The organism is Chryseolinea soli (assembly GCF_003589925.1).
Taxonomy (GTDB): domain Bacteria; phylum Bacteroidota; class Bacteroidia; order Cytophagales; family Cyclobacteriaceae; genus Chryseolinea; species Chryseolinea soli.
On sequence record NZ_CP032382.1, the window covers coordinates 7,815,682 to 7,835,024 of the forward strand.

13 protein-coding genes and 1 riboswitch are annotated in these 19,343 nt (G+C 51.8%); of the genes, 6 read left to right on the plus strand and 7 right to left on the minus strand.

Going from position 1 to position 19,343, the window contains the following annotated elements:
• Positions 1-187 precede the first annotated feature (187 nt).
• Positions 188-526 carry a PadR family transcriptional regulator gene (locus D4L85_RS32570; RefSeq protein ID WP_119758279.1) on the plus strand — a complete coding sequence of 113 codons (339 nt, stop codon included), beginning with the start codon at positions 188-190 and terminating at the stop codon, positions 524-526.
• Positions 523-3,132: an ABC transporter permease gene (locus D4L85_RS32575; protein WP_228450704.1), complete on the plus strand. Its 2,610-nt coding sequence runs from the start codon at positions 523-525 to the stop codon at positions 3,130-3,132. The genes D4L85_RS32570 and D4L85_RS32575 overlap by 4 nt, the downstream gene beginning before the upstream one ends.
• A 46-nt stretch (positions 3,133-3,178) precedes the next feature.
• Here the strand turns inward: D4L85_RS32575 and D4L85_RS32580 are convergent, their stop codons facing one another.
• The 4 genes from D4L85_RS32580 to D4L85_RS32595 form a co-directional block, all read right to left on the minus strand.
• A complete protein-coding gene (locus tag D4L85_RS32580; protein WP_119758280.1) occupies positions 3,179-5,164 on the minus strand; it encodes an alpha-L-arabinofuranosidase C-terminal domain-containing protein in 1,986 nt (661 codons plus the stop codon).
• Between the two features lie 367 nt (positions 5,165-5,531).
• Positions 5,532-6,002: a hypothetical protein gene (locus D4L85_RS34595; RefSeq protein ID WP_160144148.1), complete on the minus strand. Its 471-nt coding sequence runs from the start codon at positions 6,000-6,002 to the stop codon at positions 5,532-5,534.
• Between the two features lie 128 nt (positions 6,003-6,130).
• Positions 6,131-6,240, minus strand: a riboswitch (SAM riboswitch).
• A 155-nt stretch (positions 6,241-6,395) separates the two neighbouring features.
• On the minus strand, positions 6,396-7,952 hold the full coding sequence (locus tag D4L85_RS32590) for a hypothetical protein (protein WP_119758282.1): 1,557 nt from the start codon (positions 7,950-7,952) through the stop codon (positions 6,396-6,398).
• A gap of 256 nt (positions 7,953-8,208) precedes the next feature.
• Complete coding sequence (locus D4L85_RS32595; RefSeq protein WP_119758283.1) at positions 8,209-9,102, minus strand: PIG-L deacetylase family protein; 894 nt, start codon at positions 9,100-9,102, stop codon at positions 8,209-8,211.
• A gap of 284 nt (positions 9,103-9,386) precedes the next feature.
• Between D4L85_RS32595 and D4L85_RS32600 the strand changes: the two genes are divergently transcribed.
• Positions 9,387-11,816 carry an ABC transporter permease gene (locus D4L85_RS32600; protein WP_119758284.1) on the plus strand — a complete coding sequence of 810 codons (2,430 nt, stop codon included), beginning with the start codon at positions 9,387-9,389 and terminating at the stop codon, positions 11,814-11,816.
• A gap of 88 nt (positions 11,817-11,904) precedes the next feature.
• Positions 11,905-13,338, plus strand: coding sequence for an arabinose isomerase (locus D4L85_RS32605; RefSeq protein WP_119758285.1), 1,434 nt, complete (start codon positions 11,905-11,907; stop codon positions 13,336-13,338).
• Between the two features lie 70 nt (positions 13,339-13,408).
• On the opposite strand, the gene D4L85_RS32610 is transcribed toward D4L85_RS32605, so the two are convergent.
• Positions 13,409-14,320: a pirin family protein gene (locus D4L85_RS32610; RefSeq protein ID WP_119758286.1), complete on the minus strand. Its 912-nt coding sequence runs from the start codon at positions 14,318-14,320 to the stop codon at positions 13,409-13,411.
• Between the two features lie 213 nt (positions 14,321-14,533).
• On the opposite strand from D4L85_RS32610, the gene D4L85_RS32615 reads away from it, so the two are divergent.
• Positions 14,534-15,256 carry a CHAD domain-containing protein gene (locus tag D4L85_RS32615; protein ID WP_119758287.1) on the plus strand — a complete coding sequence of 241 codons (723 nt, stop codon included), beginning with the start codon at positions 14,534-14,536 and terminating at the stop codon, positions 15,254-15,256.
• A 24-nt stretch (positions 15,257-15,280) separates the two neighbouring features.
• Here D4L85_RS32615 and D4L85_RS32620 read toward each other — a convergent pair whose 3' ends face one another.
• Together D4L85_RS32620 and D4L85_RS32625 are read right to left on the minus strand one after the other, a co-directional pair.
• Positions 15,281-17,050 (minus strand): family 2A encapsulin nanocompartment cargo protein cysteine desulfurase, encoded by a 1,770-nt coding sequence (locus tag D4L85_RS32620; protein ID WP_119758288.1) that lies wholly within the window; start codon positions 17,048-17,050, stop codon positions 15,281-15,283.
• Between the two features lie 53 nt (positions 17,051-17,103).
• Positions 17,104-18,024 (minus strand): family 2A encapsulin nanocompartment shell protein, encoded by a 921-nt coding sequence (locus D4L85_RS32625; RefSeq protein ID WP_119758289.1) that lies wholly within the window; start codon positions 18,022-18,024, stop codon positions 17,104-17,106.
• Between the two features lie 420 nt (positions 18,025-18,444).
• Between D4L85_RS32625 and D4L85_RS32630 the strand changes: the two genes are divergently transcribed.
• Positions 18,445-19,329 (plus strand): SMP-30/gluconolactonase/LRE family protein, encoded by an 885-nt coding sequence (locus D4L85_RS32630; protein WP_119759038.1) that lies wholly within the window; start codon positions 18,445-18,447, stop codon positions 19,327-19,329.
• The last annotated feature ends 14 nt before the right edge of the window (positions 19,330-19,343 follow it).

Genomic DNA, 19,343 nt, shown 5'->3' on the forward strand with positions numbered 1-19,343 from the left:
GTATCACCAGCATCGGCGCATACGGATAAGCCCGTATGCGCTTTTATTTTAGATCCCCACCGGTTGTCCGCTATTCGTCCGCAACCGAACAACCTCTCTCCTGCCGTCATCGCTTTTTGGTCTGAATTCGCATCCGGCAAATTCTGGCATCATTATTATTCCTACATTTAGGAAAATAACTTTTTCCATGAAGAAATATCAACTGGGCGAATTTGAAGAGATCGTCATGCTTACGGTTGGCATTCTGTATAACGAAGCCTATGGCGTATCCATAAAAAAAGATATCGAGACGCGGCTGTCGCGAAATGTGAGCATGGGTGCACTCCACACCGCGCTTACGCGTTTGGAAGACAAAGGCTATCTGAAAACGTTCGACGGCGAAGCCACCGAAGAGCGGGCCGGCCGGCCGCGAAAATATTACCAGATCACGGCGCTTGGCAAAAGAGCCATGGAGTATTCGCGGAACACGCGCGAAGAACTGTGGCGTGCGATCCCGAAAATAGCGCTGCAAGTAAAGATCGTATGAGCCGCCCGCGCCCACCCCAACTCTTCCTTCGGTTCTTCCGCTGGTACTGCAAGCCCCGGCTGTGCAATCACCTCGAAGGCGACCTGATGGAATTATATAACGAGCGCTGTGCAGCTTGGGGGAAGCGCAAGGCTGATCGGAAATTTGTCGTGGATGTGCTGCAGATGTTCAGGCCCGGCATCATCCGTCCACTGCGCGATCATCAACCCATAAATCATTACAGCATGTATAAAAGTTACTTCAAGATCGGGTGGCGAAACCTGGTAAAAAACAAAGGCTATTCCTTTATTAACATTGGCGGCCTGGCGATGGGGCTCATGGTGGCGATGCTCATCGGGTTGTGGATCTACGACGAATTGTCGTTCGACACCTATCACGAAAACTACAACGACATCGTGCAGGTCATGCAACACCAAACCGTTGATGGCGCCGTGATCACACAACCTGCCATTCCCTGGCCGTTGGAAACCGAGCTGCGAAACACCTACGGTGCCGATTTCAAATACATCGTGTTGGCCACGTGGATCAATTATCACGCGCTCAGCCACGACGAAGAAAAGATCACGAAGTTGGGCATTTACGTTCAGCCCGATTTCCCCGAAATGATCTCCCTGCACATGATCGCCGGCACGCGCGACGGCCTCCGCGATGCGAACTCGGTTTTGGTTTCCGCTTCCACCGCCCGCGCGTTGTTCGGCACAAGCGACCCGCTCAATCAAACCATTCGCATCGACGGCCGCCATGATGCGAAAATCACCGGCGTCTACGAAGACCTTCCGCACAATACTACTTTCCGCGACTTTCAATTCATCAGCACGTGGGATCTTTATGTGACCACCGAACCGTGGATAAAGCCCTCGGCCACCAACTGGGGGAACAACTCGTTCCAACTGTTTGCCCAACTCAATCCGCATGCCGACATCCATGATGTGTCGAAGAAAATTGAAAATGCAAAGGCCAAAAACTCAAAAGAAGAAGCCGTGCTGCATCCCCGCATCTTTCTTCATCCCATGCGCGATTGGCGCCTGCATTCCGAATGGAAGAATGGCGTTCACAGCGGCGGACGGATCCAAATGGTTTTGTTGTTTGGCGCTATTGGTGTCTTCGTATTGTTACTCGCCTGCATCAACTTCATGAACCTGAGCACAGCCCGTTCTGAAAAACGCGCCAAGGAAGTCGGCATTCGTATGACGATGGGCTCTGTGCGCCGTCAATTGGTCTATCAATTTCTGAGCGAATCGTTCCTGGTGGTGACGCTTGCCTTCGCCATCGCGCTGGCGCTTGCGGGCGCGTCACTTTCGTGGTTCAATGAACTGGCCGATAAACACATTGTCATCACGTGGCTCAACCCGGTGTTCTGGTTGATCAGTGCGGGGTTCATTTTTGTTACCAGCTTATTGGCGGGCTCCTATCCCTCGCTGTACCTGTCATCGTTTCAGCCGGTCAAAGTGCTCAAGGGGACTTTCAAAACCGGGCCGCGGGCTTCGCTGCCGCGCAAGGTGTTGGTCGTGGTGCAGTTCACGGTGTCGGTTGCCCTCATCATTGGCACTACGCTGGTGTATCAGCAAATTCAATTTACAAAGAGCCGGCCGGCGGGCTACACGCGCGAAGGACTTGTTTCGATCCAAATGAGTGGTCCGGAATTCTTTGGCAAATTCGATGCCCTCCGGACGGCGCTCAAACAAGCGGGGACCATCGAAGACATGGCCGAATCGTCAAGCCCCATCACCGACGTATGGTTGAACAGCAACGGTTTTACGTGGAGCGGCAAGGATCCCGGTCTCGCCGAAGATTTCGGGGCCATCTTTATCACCGCGGAGTACGGGCCCACCATTGGCTGGAAAATGAAAGAGGGAAGAAATTTTTCACGCGATTTTCCCGCGGACTCCTCCGCGGTGATCATCAACGAAGCGGCGGCAAAATATATGGGGATAAAAGATCCCATCGGCATGGAAGTCACCTGGGGCAGCGACCGGTTGCATGTGATCGGGATTGTAAAAGACATGATCACTGAGTCGCCGTATAAGCCCGTGCGCCAGACCATTTACTTCATGAACGATCGCTACACGAACTGGATGCTGCTCAAGCTCAACCCCGCACGAAGCGCCCACGAGACCCTGGCCGAAACAGAGGCCATCTTCAAAAAGATCATTCCCAGCACACCGTTCGAATACAAATTCGTGGACGATACGTATGCCGCCAAGTTCGACGCCGAAGAACGCATCGGCAAGCTGGCGTCGTTCTTCACCGTATTTGCCATCTTTATCAGCTGCCTGGGTTTGTTCGGTCTCGCGTCGTTTGTGGCAGAGCAACGCACCAAGGAGATCGGCATCCGCAAAGTGCTGGGTGCCTCCGTGGCCAACTTGTGGCGGATGCTTTCGCTTGACTTTGTTGCCCTGGTGGTGGTGGCGTGCGTCCTCGCGATTCCGGTTGCTTATTATTTTCTACAGGAGTGGCTGCTCAGTTTCCCCTACCACACCGAGTTAAATTGGTGGGTCTTCGCGGTTTCGGCCGGTGGCGCGATCGCGTTGACGTTGATCACAGTCAGCTATCAAGCCATTCGCGCCGCGGTGGCCAACCCGGTGAAGTCTTTGCGATCGGAATAATACTTTCCTATAACCCCAGGCTAAAGCCTGGGGTTATTATGAATACCTAGAGTGTTGGAATCTTCAGCACGGAAAACGAACGCGGTGGCAGAACCGTCTTCACATCCTTGCCTTTCCACTTCAGGGGTTGTTCTTCGGGATGGATTTGTGTGGGGTGCTCCAGGTTATTCACTTCGTCGGGATTTCCTTTCAACACCGTCAAAGTCCCGGCTTGTGAAATTTTTCGTACGCCGGAGAGTTGAAGCGTAACGGTCTGTGGTTCGTCGCCTGCGTTCACCAGTTTGACTAAAATGGTCTTGGCGTTTACATCGGTCGCGGCCGATGCATAGAGTCCATTCTTGCCGGCCACGGTTTCTCCTTGTGCGGTCACCGGCAACACGTGCGTGCCTTTGTTGGTGGAGAAAAGTTTTTGGACATAATAGTTGGGTGTGCCATAGGCGTTGAGGTTGTCGAACCAGATCAGGTCGGGCGTCCATTGCCAGGCTTCCACGTGGGCGAACAGCGGCGCATACGAAGCCATGTGCACGAGGTCGGCGTTGCGTTCGAGGCCGGTCATGAAGGCCGCTTCGGATAGGGCGCAGCGCCAGTTGTTTTCATTTTTCGGGCTCACAGTCGCGACACTTTGTGCGGCATATTCGCCGGCAAATATTTTTGGTCCCTTGCGGTCGTAGGCATCATAGCGGTTGGCGTTTTTCAAAAACCATTCGGGACTGCTGTAGTAATGCTCGTCTACGAGGTCTGCTTTCAGATCTCTCAATTCCTTTGAGGCATAGTCGAAAAGTTCACCGGAAGGTGCAGGGCCGGCGGCGGAAACAATTTGAATGTCGGGGTACTTGGCTTTGATGATCGCCGAGAACACGGCGTAGCGCTCGATATACTGCGGACCCCACTGTTCATTGCCCACCCCAATGTATTTCAGGTGGAACGGCGCTTCGTGCCCCATGGTCTTGCGCAGTTTTCCCCACGGCGAATCGGGGCTTCCATTGGCAAACTCGATCAGGTCGAGAGCATCTTGCACATAGGTATCCAGTTGGTTGATGGGCACGACTTCGGCGGAGTTGAATTGGCACGCCATGCCGCAGTTGAGAATGGGCAAAGGTTCGGCACCCACATCTTCGGCCAATTGAAAATATTCAAAGAAGCCGAGGCCGAACGTTTGAAAGTAGTCGGGCGCAGGACGGTGCGTGAATTCTGTATTCCAGCGGTTCACGATCATTTCGCGTTGCTCGATATCGCCTACCGTCTTTTTCCATTGGTAGCGCGTGGTCAGCTCGCGGCCTTCCACGATGCAGCCGCCGGGGAATCGGATGAAGCCGGGCTTCATGTCGGCCAGCAACTGCACAAGGTCTTTGCGCAAACCACCCGGGCGATTTTTCCAGGTGTCGGTTGGAAACAAGGAGACCATGTCGATGTCGACGACGCCTTTGCCTTCGAACCAGATGTTCAGCAGCGCTTTGGGTTCTGTTTCAGAAGCCACGATCGTTGCTGTGTATTTCTTCCATTCGCCACCGGCTGGGCTAATACTGGTCGTCCCCAAAATTTTGCCACTGGCATCCACGAGTTCCACCCGCAACGCGGGGCTTCCCTGCTGTTGACGGGCCTGCACCGAAAATGTGTAGGTCGCACCTTTCTTTATGCCCATGCCGCGAAAGCCTTCGTTGGTGAGGCCATAGCCTTTGTCGGCCAGAACGTTTACGCGGGCGATCCGCGGGTTGGTGTCGCCGCCTTCATGCAGGATGAGCACGCTCCCGGCGTTGGTGGCAATGGCGAACTTGTTGCTATTTTGCTCCTTCCATCCCATCAGCGGCTGGGCGAATTCAAACGAGCGGTTCTTCACCAGTTCGGCATAGAGTCCGCCATCGGCCGCAAAATTGATGTCTTCGAAAAATATTCCCCACATGGTGGGCTCAATTTTCGAGAGTGGTTGATCGACTTTTACATTCAGTACCGTCTGTGCTTGCAGGGATAAAAATGAAAAGCCTGATAAAAACAGAAATGCCGATAGCCGGAGGAGCGCCTGGGATCGTCTCATATCATTTTTTTTTAGCGTATGAATCTTTTGAATACGATCTCGAATTTAAAAATACATTTGATAAAATGTATCATTTACACTTATTTATTTACAAATGTTCAGGATAGGGTGTCAATGGAGCGTGTTGGCTCGGAACTCATGTTGAATCGCCTCACCTTCGCTAAAGCTTCGGCGAGCAAAGAAAAGGCCCTCCTACGCTAAAGCTTCGGCGGGCAAGCAAAAGTTTCTTTCTGCGTTGACTTTGCTTGCCCGCCGAGATTTAGCATAGGAAGGTGAAAATTGAAGAATAGAACATGGACATTCGGGTGATCGCCTCGCCGTCACCGGTATCAACATCCATAAGAAAGAGTTGGAAACTTCAGCCGGGCTAGATCACGGCTTGTTGCTCGGCATACACTTCATCGCGAAGTGCTTTGTAGTGATTTTCGAAGGCGATCACTTTCTTCAACACGGCTTTGAATTGAATTTCTTTTTGAAGCAATGCGTGGATATGGGCCAGGAAAGTATTCAACGTGTCAAGTTGTGCGGCTTCAAGATCGATCTCGAAAGATCTTTCATCGCGGTTAAACACAAACTTCAGCTCCTTGGAGCGGTTGAATTCTATCAACCCCTTGATCAAAATAAAGTGGGCGGCAAACGCTTCTTTCACCTGAAAGGCCAGGCTCACCCGGTCGTTGTACCCAAAGGCGGTCGAGGGAATATAAAAACCATTCTCTTCGAAAACGAAATTCAGGTTTGTTGAAACGGCTTCAACACGTTTAGCAGGAGCAAAAGAAACTTCTGCTGTGGAGATATACAAAGATTGTTCGGATGACAATACCGATGCGGTCTGTGACATGGTCGTAAGATTTTTTTGTTGTTGTGAATCGATTGAATAAAGCGGAGGTGGACTGGCCGTCAACAACAGCAACAACACGTTTGTGAGAGGAAGGAGAGATTTTGAATGTTTTTCATGGCTTTTGTACTTATTTATATTCCCTAATCATTTAGGCAGAATTTAGCACCTTTTCCCCGGTGATGAGGCGAGGTTGCAATAGGTTCAACGAGTCTGCTCTCTCCCCTATTCTTTATAAATATGAAACAAATGTAGGCTATAAATCTATTAAGTCAATAGAGTTTGTGGAATTATTTAAAAATTATTTTTCCGCGTCCCAAAAGGGCTATTTATCAGTATGTTACAAAAACGAACGCGCTTTAAAAACCTGGAAAGCAGTCGACTTTTTTGTTGGGCTTACGATTTTGAGGGCTTCGCTTCCTTCGCGGTCTTTGGCTTTTTCTTGATGGGGAACTCAAATCCAAAACGCACATTCAGCACATCGGCATAGGGACTTTTGTGATGGGGATCGAAAAGGCGCACCATGATCAAGGCTGTGCCCTTCACATTTTTGATGAAGCGATATTCCTTCTTCATCCCCGTGAACACACCCCACACCCACTCGCGGCTGCCCGCATCGGGAATGGCAACGCGTGTCAGGGGCGGCACAAAGGTGTTCATGGTCTCCACTTCGAGGCGGGGAGAAAATCCTTTCCAGAGTTTGAACTCGCCATAGACGCGCGGACCATATACGCGGGCGGAGTGATCGAAGTAATTTCGTTTGGTGTTGTAGGCAACCCGTTGGTTCCACCCCGCGCCGGCCGTGATACGACCGGTGAAGCGGTAGCCTGCATACGGATTGAAATCTACCATCAAGTCCTCACCCTTCTTTTGCATTTGCATGGCAATGCCGGGGAGCACGCGCTCATACCAGGGTTTGCCACGCATTTCGTTCGGGCGCTTTTTGGGAATGTCGCTGAGGCTGTTCAGGCTGCCGTATTTCTGTTTGTATTTGGACACCATATCCATGGCCTCCTGGAGTTGCTTCTCCTTGCCGGCGAAATGGTTCACGGCTACCTGTTTCACTTTGGTAACGGCCTCTTCTTTCATGGCGTCGGGGTCGCCGGCCTTGCCTGCCATATCTTTGTATTGGTCGAGTGCCTTCGTTTGTCCTTCGAGATCTTTTATACCCGACAGCTCTGCGGCCTTTGTCTCGGCGGTCTTCGACAATTCCGCGGTGTTGCTCAAGTCGCCGCCGGCCACAGCCTTTACTTCCTTCAATTGGGTAGCATACTCACCGGCCTGGCCAGTCACCTTCGACACTTCACCCATTTGGCTCGTCACGTTCTGCAACTCGCCCACTTTGGCGGCGTCTTGGATGCTTCCCAGTCCTCCGGTTTGAGGAAGGTCCACGCCGCTGATCTTGTTCAGTCCATCGATCTTGCCCAGCGAGGTGCCCCCCACAGCAGGCAGGCCAAGTTCAGAACCAGGAATTTGAAAACCATCTACCTTCCCGGTCACCGCCGACACTTTGCCTTTCAGTTCGGGTGGGAGATCGAGTTGCTTGAGCTTGCCGGTGGTCTTTCCTTTTAAGGCATTCAATTTTTCGTTGAAGCCGGCTACGGTCTTTTCGCGCAGTTGGTTTACGCTATCCAGCGCATGGGTTACTTTGCCCGTGGGGAGATTCAGTGTGGTGAGACTATCCAGCCGGTGTTGCAATTTGTTCTGTACAGAATCCAGCTTGCTGATGGGGCGTTGATAAATGCCTTTCAAACTGTCGGCACCGTGATAGAATGACGATTGTATGGAATCTACTTTATGATGGGATTTTTGAAGCAGTGTGTCTTTGGGAAGAAACTCCCGGAGGCTGTCGGTGGAGGGAATGCGGTTTAGCAAACTGTCTACGGACGCTTGCTGTCCATACCCAACCGTTAGTCCCAGGCAGGTAAAGATTAAAATAATGCACAACCTCATCGGAAATAAAATAATTCGAAAAATCAGGAATTTTAGGGAGGATTCCTAAGTGAAAATGGGGTGAAATCATACTTGTATTCGCGACCGTTAGAAAACTGTTTAAACAGGGTTTTCACTTTGGTTGTCGCTGGAAAATGAATGGAAATGGCTGCCCTTTATTGATATGGCTCGAAGGAATGCTTGTTGGTGGGACACCAACAAGCGGGTGTTACCCCTTCTTTTGGGAGAACACCAAAATGATGGGACTGCGGGCCGGCTAGGGCATTTTGATCATGGGAAATAGGCGGCGTATTTCTTCGGGGGTTGGTTGGGTGCCGTATTCGCATATTTCGAATGATTCGGCGTGTTGGGCGGCTTGGGCTTTTTCTTTTCCGTAGCCGGTCTCCAGGGTTTTGCGCGCTTCGGGGGTTATTTTCCGGGTGTAGCGTGTGGCCAGCCATTTGATTCGTCCGGGCCCTTCGGCGGGTACTTCGGTGGCGTAGTTGCCAATCCAGGGAAGCCATTCGTATACCTGGGATCTATGGGCATCGAGGGCGTTTACTTTTTTGTCGAACACCGCGGTGATGTCCACAGAGATGTCGGGGCGGAAGGGATTGGGGCGTTGGAAGTAATCTTCAAAATAGAGGAACACGGGGTTCTTGCGCAGCGCCGGTACATCAGAGGCTACGTTGGGCACGCCTACCATGAAAGCGGCGTCTTGCACCAACACACCCGTGTAGCGATGGTCGGGGTGATAGTCGTTCGGACGGGGACTGATCACTACATCAGCGTTCCACTCGCGGATCTCGCGGATGATCTCTAGTCGCACGTTCAGCGTGGGCAACAGCTCGCCGTCGTGGTTGGGCAGTATGTGATAGGCCGCGATCCCCAATCGACGGGCCGACTCTTGTGCTTCTTCGTAGCGGCGTTTCGCCAGCGGGCCGCCACCGGTCGTTTGATGACCAGCATCGCCGTTGGTCACGGCCACAAATTTCACGGCATAACCCATCGCAGCAAAGAGCGCTGCGGTGCCACCACCCTTGATATCACAATCGTCGGGGTGCGCACCAATCATGACGATTCTTATAGGTTGCGGGGTCTGTGCGAAACCGGTGATGGTGATCAGTAGGAACACCGGTACGATGAGGAAGTTAAGTCTGTGACGTTTCATACGGAAGGGGGTTATCAATACCTGTTCGTAAGTAATGTTACAAAAGAATTGCCTCGTATCCTTCGGTGCTGTGCCTTATTTTATGTTCGGTCTGGAAAACCTTCGAACGCACTTTTTACCACACGGCCTATCCAGGCATAAGGTTGTTCCGCGCCCTGTGCGAAAGATACCCGTCGCGACGTTGTGGTTGACAGAACGGATGTGTACCTGCTAATTCGCTATCTTTACTTAACAGGTCATTGCACCTGAAAAGAGGAATATTTTTCAGACCAATCCGAACCTCCATGATCCGATTTTACATCACCCTGGCGTATCGCAATCTGCGCAAGCATATGGGATACTCATTCATTACGATTTTTGGGTTTGCCCTGGGTATTGCCGGATGTCTCATGATCTGGAAATACGTTGCGTTCGAGCTCAGCTATGACCGGTTCCACAAACATGCCGACAACATCTACCGGACGACGTTCACAGAATATGGAAAAAATCAAAAAGACGATTGGTTTGCAACATTCGGTTATGGATTGGGGCCCGCTCTCCTGAACGAAATACCGGAGGTAGAAAATTATGTGCGCATCCATCCGCTGTATGGAAGCGCTGCGTTGATCAACTTTAAAACTCCGTCGGGTGAGTCGGCGCTCTTCCAGGAGAAGAGCGCCTATTTTGTGGACTCTTCCTTTCTGGACGTATTCACCTATGACGTGCTGCTGGGCGACGCATCCCACGCGCTGGACAACCCCTCTTCCATGGTGATTACCGAATCTCTCGCCGCGCGTTATTTTGGCAAACAAACAAACCCCGTTGGGCAAACGGTGCATGTTCGCATGAAAGATTGGGGTGACGGCGATTTTGTCGTGACCGCTGTCATAAAAGACGTGCCCCAAAATTCGCAACTGCAGTTCAACATGCTGCTTTCCATGCATAACCTATTGCAAATAGAATACTACAGAGACCCCAGCGCCGCATGGACTGCTACGGATTTCGTTACGTATGTAAAATTGACAGACAACACGGATGTGAAATCCCTGGAAGCCAAAACAAAACGCTTCATGGACAAGCATACGGGCACAGAACCGCTGGGCGTGACACTCTCCTACCAGCCGCTTGTCGATGTGAATTTTTCACCCGACCTGAATCAAGCCCATGGCCACTTGAACACGCTCTATTTTTTTCTGCTGATATCACTCTTCATTCTTTTCATTGCCTGGATCAACTACGTCAATCTCTCCACGGCCCGCGCCACCGAAAGAGCGAAGGAAGTAGGCATCAAAAAAGCCATGGGTGTGTTAAAAAGTCAACTGGTCACCCAGTTCATGTTCGAATCCTTGCTCATCAATTTCATCAGCGTCGCACTGGCGCTAGGTTTGGCGGTGCTCCTGCTACCCGTGTTGAGCACGATCGTGGGCAAGGACATTTCGTTCGATTTCACTCGCCCGTCGCTGTGGGTCATGCTTTTTGGATTGTTCTTCTTTGGGTCTTTTATCTCTGGCGTCTATCCCGCGTTTATGCTGTCGTCGTTTAGGATCACGGACGTGCTAAAGGGTAAAACAACAAAACCCGGACGAAGCTTGTCCTTGCGTCAGGCCCTGGTCGTCTTTCAATTTACGGCCTCGCTTCTTTTGATCGCCGGAACCTTTATCATCTACCGCCAGATGAACTTCATGTTAACACGCGACAAGGGATTGAACATGGATCAGATGTTGATCGTGAACGGGCCTCAGATCTGTTGCGACGAAGCAAGCGATCAGCGAATGCTCTCCTTTAAAAATGAACTGCTGAAAATTGCCGCTATAAAAAGCGTCACCTCTTCCGGGGCCGTACCGGGAGGAGGATTTAGCTTTACCACGGGCATGGTTGTCGTGGGAAAGGAACACGAAAAAGAAGTTCGTGAGGCGATCCATGTGATTTGGGTCGACACTGACTTTATCCAGACCTATGGCATGCAAGTGATCGCCGGTAGACCCTGGAATCCCGATGCCGTTTCCGATCTGAGCGCTGTGTTTATAAACGAAGCTGTCCTCGATCGTTTCGGATTGGGCACTGCCGAACAAGCCCTTCACGAAAAGCTGGTCCTTGGAGACGGTCCTCCATTTTCCATTCAGGGTGTTATCAAAAATTTTCATTGGAATTCGCTCAAAACCGGATACGTGCCCATCCTCTTCCGGCCCCAGCAAGCCAACTACAATTTGTTCTCCATACAACTGCATGCAAACCCACACGAGGCCATCGCGCAAGTGCAAAGCATTTATCAGGATTACTTCCCTGGAAATCCGTTTGAATATTATTTTCTAGACGATTTTTTCAACCAACAATACAAGGACGAAAAGCAGTTTGAAAGTATCTTCATCTTGTTTTCAATACTCGCCGTGAGCATAGCTTGTCTGGGCTTGTGGGGGCTGGCGTCGTTTACCATGGCACAACGGTCGAAAGAGATCAGCATCCGAAAAGTATTGGGGGCCACCGTCGCCAGCATTCTGTCATTGCTGTCCGGTCAGTTTGTCAAGCTCCTTTTCATCGCCAGTTTGATCGCGCTACCCATCGTCTGGTACGGAGCCACTGAATGGATCGATCATTTCGCGTTCAAGATCGGTTTGACGTTTGATTTGTTCTTTGTACCCTTCCTGGTTTTATCAATCGTTGCCCTTGGCACGGTGAGCTTTCAAATCGTGCGCGGAGCAAATACCAATCCGGCGAATGTGCTCCGGTCAGAATAGACAAGGATTTTATTGCCATCCTTTTCAAGAAAATATTCAATCGGCTATAAGAGTAAAGTAAAGCATTCACGAGTCAAACATTCACCACATGACCACTAAAAGCTATCACTTAAAAATTGGATTGTTCGGAATAGGCCTGCAAGCCTACTGGGAACAATTTGAAGGCCTGCAGCAACGGCTGGAGGGCTATGTGTCGGTCGTGCATAAAAATATCTCGTCCACCCGCCATGAGGTGATCAATCTGGGGTTGATCGACACACCCGAGAAAGCGCTGGAGGCCGGCCATACTTTTCGCGAAAAAGATGTGGACATCATTTTCTTGTACGTCACCACCTATGCGCTCTCGTCGACCGTGTTGCCCGTCGTGCAGCGCGCCAAGGTGCCGGTGGTCATTCTCAATCTCGTTCCCGAGGCCTCGATCGACTATCATCGCTTTAACCACCTGACCGACCGGACGCAGATGACCGGCGAGTGGCTCGCGTATTGCTCACCGTGTCCCGTGCCGGAGATTGCGAGCGTCTTTCAACGGGCCAGGATCCCGTTCTATCAAGTGACGGGCACGCTCCATGATCCGGCGATCTGGGAGGAAGTAACGGACTGGGTAGATGCCGCACGGGTGGCCCACATCCTGTTTCACAACCGGCTGGGCTTGATGGGCAATTACTATGGCGGCATGCTCGACATCTACTCCAACCTTACCCTGCACTGCGCCACCTTTGGCGGACACCTGGAGATCATTGAAGTGGACGAGCTTTCGTCGCTCCGCGAATCCATTGGCCCGGACCTGATAGAGCGGCGGGTCGCTGATTTCAACAGCGCTTTCGATGTCCAACCCGATTGTTCAAAAGACGAATTGATTCGCGCGGCCCGGACCTCGGTGGCCCTGGATCTCCTGGTGGAACAACATCAGTTGGGGTCCCTCGCCTATTATCACAAAGGCACGGGCAACGCCGCCAATGCGGATACAATGAGTTCGATCATCCTGGGAACCTCGCTGCTCACGGGCCGTGGCATTCCCGTTGCTGGGGAATACGAAGTGAAAAATGCACAAGCCATGAAGATCATGGACAGCTTTGGCGTGGGCGGTTCGTTCACGGAATATTATGCCATGGACTATGTCGACGATGTGGTGTTGATGGGGCACGATGGCCCGGGCCACATTGCCATTGCCCAGGGAAAGACAAAAGTGAAACCGCTGCACGTATATCATGGGAAAGTGGGTAGCGGGTTGTCAGTGGAAATGCGTGTAAAGCAGGGACCGGTAACGCTGCTGTCGGTGGTTGAGAAAGTGGATGGGACGCTTATGCTCTTGTGTGCCGAGGGAGAATCGGTGGATGGTCCGATACTGGAGATCGGCAACACCAATAGTCGCTATCGTTTTTCTATCGGTGCGCGGGATTTTGCTGAAAATTGGAATCGTCATGGTCCCGCGCATCATTGTGTGGTGGGGGTAACACATATTGCCGATAAGCTAAAAAAATTGGGTGCGTTGTGGGGTATTGAGGTCGTCCAGGTGTGTTGAATTTTAATAGATAACCGGATAGCATCCGATTATCTATTCATAAAACGACATCAAATAAATTGATATTTCATTATGACAGCGCCTGGGGCGGCGGACTACCGGCGGCCTTGGATTTGTCTTCGGGAAGGGGCACAAATTCATGGTTGTCGTTTGGAGGGAGAACGATTCTTCCCGCGGTCCAGTCGGCTTTCGCTTGCTCGATGCGCTCCTTTCGCGACGAAACAAAATTCCACCAGATGAACCGGTCCCCCACGGGCTCACCGCCCAAGAGCATGAGCGTGCTCGCTTCCTTGGCGATCAGTGTGGGATCGACACCTTTGGTGAAAACCAGCATCTGGCCGGCCGTGTAGGCGCGTCCTGAAACTTCGATACTGCCTTTCACGATATAGACGGCGCGTTCAGTGTGTTCTTTCGGTAGCCCAAACGTTGCGCCAGGTTGCAACACGGCATGCAGGTAAAGCAATGGCGAGTGGGTCTTTACATTGTTGTTCAATCCGTAGGCGTCGCCGGCGATCAATCGCATCCATACGCCCGTGTCGGTATAGATCGGCAACTGTTCAGGCTTGTAGTTATCGAAGGTGGGATTGGATTCTTCGTCTTTTTCCGGCAGGGCCACCCACGTCTGGATCATCTCGAAGCCACCGACGAGGACGGAGGGATCTTCAAATCTTTCGGAGTGCGCAATTCCCTTTCCGGCCGTCATCCAATTCACTTCGCCGGGGCGGATCACTTGCTGCACGCCGAGACTGTCGCGGTGGGTGACCTCGCCATTAAACAAGTAGCTGACCGTGGATAGACCGATGTGCGGGTGGGGCAACACGTCCATCTTGGCGACCGACTGCGGTTGAATGCTCACCGGGCCGGCGTGGTCCATGAAAATGAAAGGGCCCACCATCCGTCGCATTCGAAAGGGAAGAATTCTTTTGACCTCCATTCCGGGAGCGATAGCGGCTTTGCGGGCTTCAATGACGATGTCGAGCATGATGGATTCGGGTTCTGATTTTTCGAAGGAAATTTATTTGCCTTTCAAAGATACCGTTTTAAGTAGATACCGCTCAAGCGCTAACGATTTGTGTTTCCACGCATACTGCGGAGATTTTCTTTTTGAATACATGAACCCGTGAACAAACTCTTTTTGTAACTTGTTATTGCCCAAGACACAGGGACCCGCCCAACGGTCCGCCGAGCAAAACCCATGAAACGGTTAAAAAAATTTGCTTACAAGCCCTTCCGCGCCCTTACGGAACATCTGAAAACCGTGCCGGTCAATCACGACACCGAAACCCTGCACCAGGTCCGTATCGACATAAAAAAGATAAAGGCGGTCCTGAACTTGATCCATGAGACCCGGAAGAAATTCAGGAATCATAAACGTTTTCTTCCCTTCCGCGCCATTTTTCGAAAGGCCGATGCCATCCGGCAATCCGAGGTACTTACTTCGCTCCTGACAAAGTATCCCGAGGAAGGTCTACAACTTCCTCCCACGGAGCATCCACCGCTGGAAACTTTTGAATCGAAAGTCCCCAACTACTTGCAAACCGTAAAGGCGCAATCCGAAAAACTCAAACCTTATCTAAAAAAAATCAAGGACCGCGACATCGGTCGTTATCTCAAACATCAATACAAGAAAATACAAAGCAAGCTCTATCCTCATCTCGCGTTAAAAGACATTCACAAAACCCGAAAATCCATAAAGGCGGCTTTATTTATTGCCGGGTCCACCGATCACTTAAAAAAGAAAAAAGAAAAATTTTACGACACGTTGCAGGAAGCCATCGGCAATCTTCATGACAAACAACTCTTACTGCAGTTGCTAAAGAAAAATGACAACGACCGTCATCATCACCGTGCCCTCCGCACGGCCTGTGCACACGACATACGCCAGATCCGGGGTCTTGCCGCCGGTTTCTATGGTTAACCCCACATCGATTTGATACCTGTATTACCTTCTTTTGGCGGACCTCAGTTTGTGTAGCACGGCGACTAACGCGTCGACGTCGGCGCAGGTGTTATAAAACGCCAGCGAAGGACGAACGGTGCTCTCCACCCCAAACCTGCGCAAAATGGGCTGTGCGCAATGGTGGCCGGTTCTCACGGCGATGCCTTCTTTGTTCAACGCCTGCCCTACTTCGTCGTTCGTATAGCCGTCGAGCACGAACGACATGACACTGGCTTTGTCGGGGGCCGTGCCGATCAGACGCAAACCCGGAACCTGTTTTAACAGTTGTGTCCCATAAAGCAAAAGAGCGTGTTCGTATTGGTTGATGAGGTCCATGCCGATGCGGCTCACATAGTCGAGGGCAGCGCCCAGGCCCACCGCGTCGGCGATGTTGCCCGTGCCGGCTTCGAATCGTCCGGGGGCCTTGTGAAACTCGGTGTGCTCGAAGGTCACGTCCTTGATCATGTTGCCTCCGCCCTGCCAGGGTTGCATCTGGTTTAGGATCTCTTCCTTTCCATAGACTGCACCGATGCCGGTGGGTCCAAATATTTTGTGACCCGAGAAAACAAAAAAATCGGGGTTCAACTGTTGCAGGTCGACTCGCATGTGCGACACCGACTGGGCACCGTCGAGCAAAACCTTCGCGCCTGCTGTGTGCGCCATGTCGATGATGACCTGGGCCGGTGTTACGGTCCCCAGCGCGTTGGATACCTGCGTGAACGACACCAGTTTCGTTTTGCTGTTGAGTAGCTTGCCGTATTCGTCCAACCGGATCTGTCCATCGTCGTCGACGGGGATCACGCGGATCTTAAAGCCCTTTTTTTCGGCGAGCAATTGCCAGGGCACAATGTTGGCGTGGTGTTCGAGATGACTGAGAATGATCTCGTCGCCGGCATTCAGGTTTTGATCGCCCCAGCTTTGCGCAATGAGGTTGATCCCCTCGGTTGTGCCACGGACAAAGATGATCTCGTTGGGCGAGCCTGCATTGAGGAAGCGCTGTACTTTTTTACGCGCCCCTTCAAACGCATCCGTAGCACGGGCCGCCAACTCGTGGGCGGCGCGGTGGATGTTGGAGTTTTCGTGTTCGTAAAATTCGCTGATGCGATCGATGACGAACTTTGGCTTTTGCGTGGTGGCCGCATTGTCGAGCCAGACCAATGATTTTCCGTTGACCCGTTCCTTTAAAATCGGAAAATCACCTTTGACGCGATTGATGTCGAAAGGAGGCCGCACGATGCCGACATCGCCAGGCATGGGCGTTGGCGTGCTGTCGTTTAGAAAATAAAATGACGTCGGATGCATGCCCGGGAAAGGATTAACGGGCAACTGCGGTGTGGCCATGAAAGAATTGATCTGGCGAAGCACCTGGTTCAATTCCTGCTCGAAGGGTTGTTCCGATTGAAAAGGCAAGCGGTGCGATGATTTGTTGCTTGCCGATTCCGTGCTATAGTTTCCGCTGGGGTTCTGCAAAGACGGCGACCGGCCACTACCGGCAACTGACTTTGGGATCTCGCCATTGTAAAAATGGGGATCGGGCAAACTGGTTTGCGGATCCTTGATGTCAAAACTTTCCGGGTGATTGATCTGGGAATTGGACGTTCCTGCCGCCGGCGAAAAATCGCTCACTTGGTTTTCGGCTACCGGGTTCGCCTGGGCAAACCGTTGTGCCGACTCCATGGACGGGTCGCCCGCCGGTGCAGCTTTAAAATACTGATTGGCCAGCCGCTCCAGTTCCCGGACGTCGGGCAGATTATCTTGATTGAAATTGTTCATGACCGTGTGTTAAGAAATGGGACAAACGCCATTCACCAGGGACAAAAATTCCCTCAATATTTGTATTCGTGGTACTTGGTGATGTCCACGTCTTCCAGCACGGCGATGGCATCGTCTACCAGCACAGCGATGGAACAATACAAGGCGATCAGGTAAGAGGCAATAGCCTTATCGTTGATGCCCATGAATCGCACCGACAATCCCGGGGTTTGCTCGCCGGGCAGGTTGGGCTGATACAGGCCGACCACACCCTGACGTGCTTCGCCCGTGCGGAGCAATATTATTTTTGACTTGCCATTGGTGATCGGGAGTTTGTCGCTCGGGATCAGCGGAATGCCGCGCCACGTGATGAATTGTGAGCCAAACAACGAGACGGTTGGCGGCGGAACACCTCTGCGTGTACACTCGCGACCAAAGGCAGCAATGGTCAGTGGATGAAGCAAAAAGAAGCCCGGCTCTTTCCACACTTTGGCCAGCAATTCGTCCAGGTCGTCGGGCGTGGGGGCGCCGGTGCGGGTTTTGATGGTCTGACTTGCCGGCGTACTGCTGATCAAGCCATACTCTTTATTATTGATGAGCTCGCTTTCCTGGCGCTCTTTGATGGCTTCGATGGCCAGCCGGAGTTGTTCACTGATTTGATTGTAGGGCCGGCTATACAGATCGGACACACGCGTGTGCACATCCACCAGGGTGTTGACGGCGCTGAGGTTATATTCACGCGGGTTGGCATCGTAGTCCACGTACGTGTGAGGAAGCACGTGCTCGTCGCGCGTGGAGCAATCCACCTCGATGTTTTGGGCGTCCTTCACTTTGTTGAGCCGGTACACGCCCGACTCCACAGGAACCCAGCTCATGAGGTGCGTCAACCAGCGCGGTGTGATCGTTACCATTTGAGGCACGGTGCGGGTGGCAATGGCCAACTGTCGTGCGGCTACATCATCGAGGGCGGTTTGATTTTTGATTTTCTCTGCCATATGCTTTTCAAGTTTTCGGAGGTATTGCTTTTTTATTTATGGGATGATTTGTTTTTCAATACACAGTCTTGCGTCCACTAAAAATACTCTACGATCGATCTCCTAAAGAATCAACAAGCCTTTTACGGTTCATGCTCCCTTGATGAAAATGTGCGGTGTGCACGTCATTCGTCAAGCGGCATTACGAAGAACAAAATGAAATTTGATGGTACCCGTTTTCAATAGGATCAAATAGGTGGGACTTGATCCTGACATTGAAGCGGCGGGAATTAGTATGCACTAATTCTCCAGTAAGGTAAATATTAAATGGCGGATAAAACAAGGGTTTGCTCAAATTCAAATCATCGCGTTGAAAAGCAAATTTCTAAGGCGATGGAAAACCTCGCCACCGATTATGAAAAATGGGCTATATTACCATTCATGAACTCCCCCGCCCCTAAAGTTGTCATTGCGCACACCTGCCTGCTGGGTGAGGGGCCGGTTTGGGATGCTTTGCGAAAGACGGTTTGCTGGGTTGACATTCTCAACGGCGAGGTGCACGAATTTTCGACCGTCACGCAACAGCATCGAAAGATCGATGTGAAAGACATGGTGGGTTCCATCGCCCTGTGCAACAACGGCGAATACATCGCCGCCCTGAAAACGGGGTTGGCCTTTGTTCATCGGGACAGCGGCCGCATCCGGATGCTGCATCATCCCGAGGTGCATTTGCCCGGCAATCGTTTTAACGACGGCAAGTGCGATCCCGCGGGCAGGTTTTGGGTGGGCACCATGGCCCTTTCCGAAGCGCCCGGCGCCGGCAGTCTCTATATGATCGATAAAAACCTGGCGCATACAAAAAAGATCAGCGGCGTCACCATTTCGAATGGGATGGCGTGGACCGGCGATCATCAAACATTTTATTATATCGACACCCCCACCTATGAAGTGGTGGCCTATCGATACCATCATCCGTCGGGGGAGATCACGGACCGCAGGGTAGTCATCAAAATCCCCAAGGACGATGGCTTTCCGGATGGCATGACCATTGACGCAGAAGGCATGTTGTGGATCGCACACTGGGACGGTTGGCAAGTTACGCGGTGGGACCCGCGAACGGGTGAGAAGCTTTCGCATATCGCTTTGCCCGTGGCCCGGGTCACTTCCTGTACGTTCGGCGGCGAGCGTCTGCAGGATCTCTATATCACGTCGGCAAAAACCGGTCTCTCGGAAAAACAATTGGAAGAGCAGCCCTTGGCCGGCGGGCTCTTCGTCGTGAAGCATTGCGGGCAAGGCGTGGAGACGGCCGTATTCGAATGTCAATGATTTATTCGATCTCA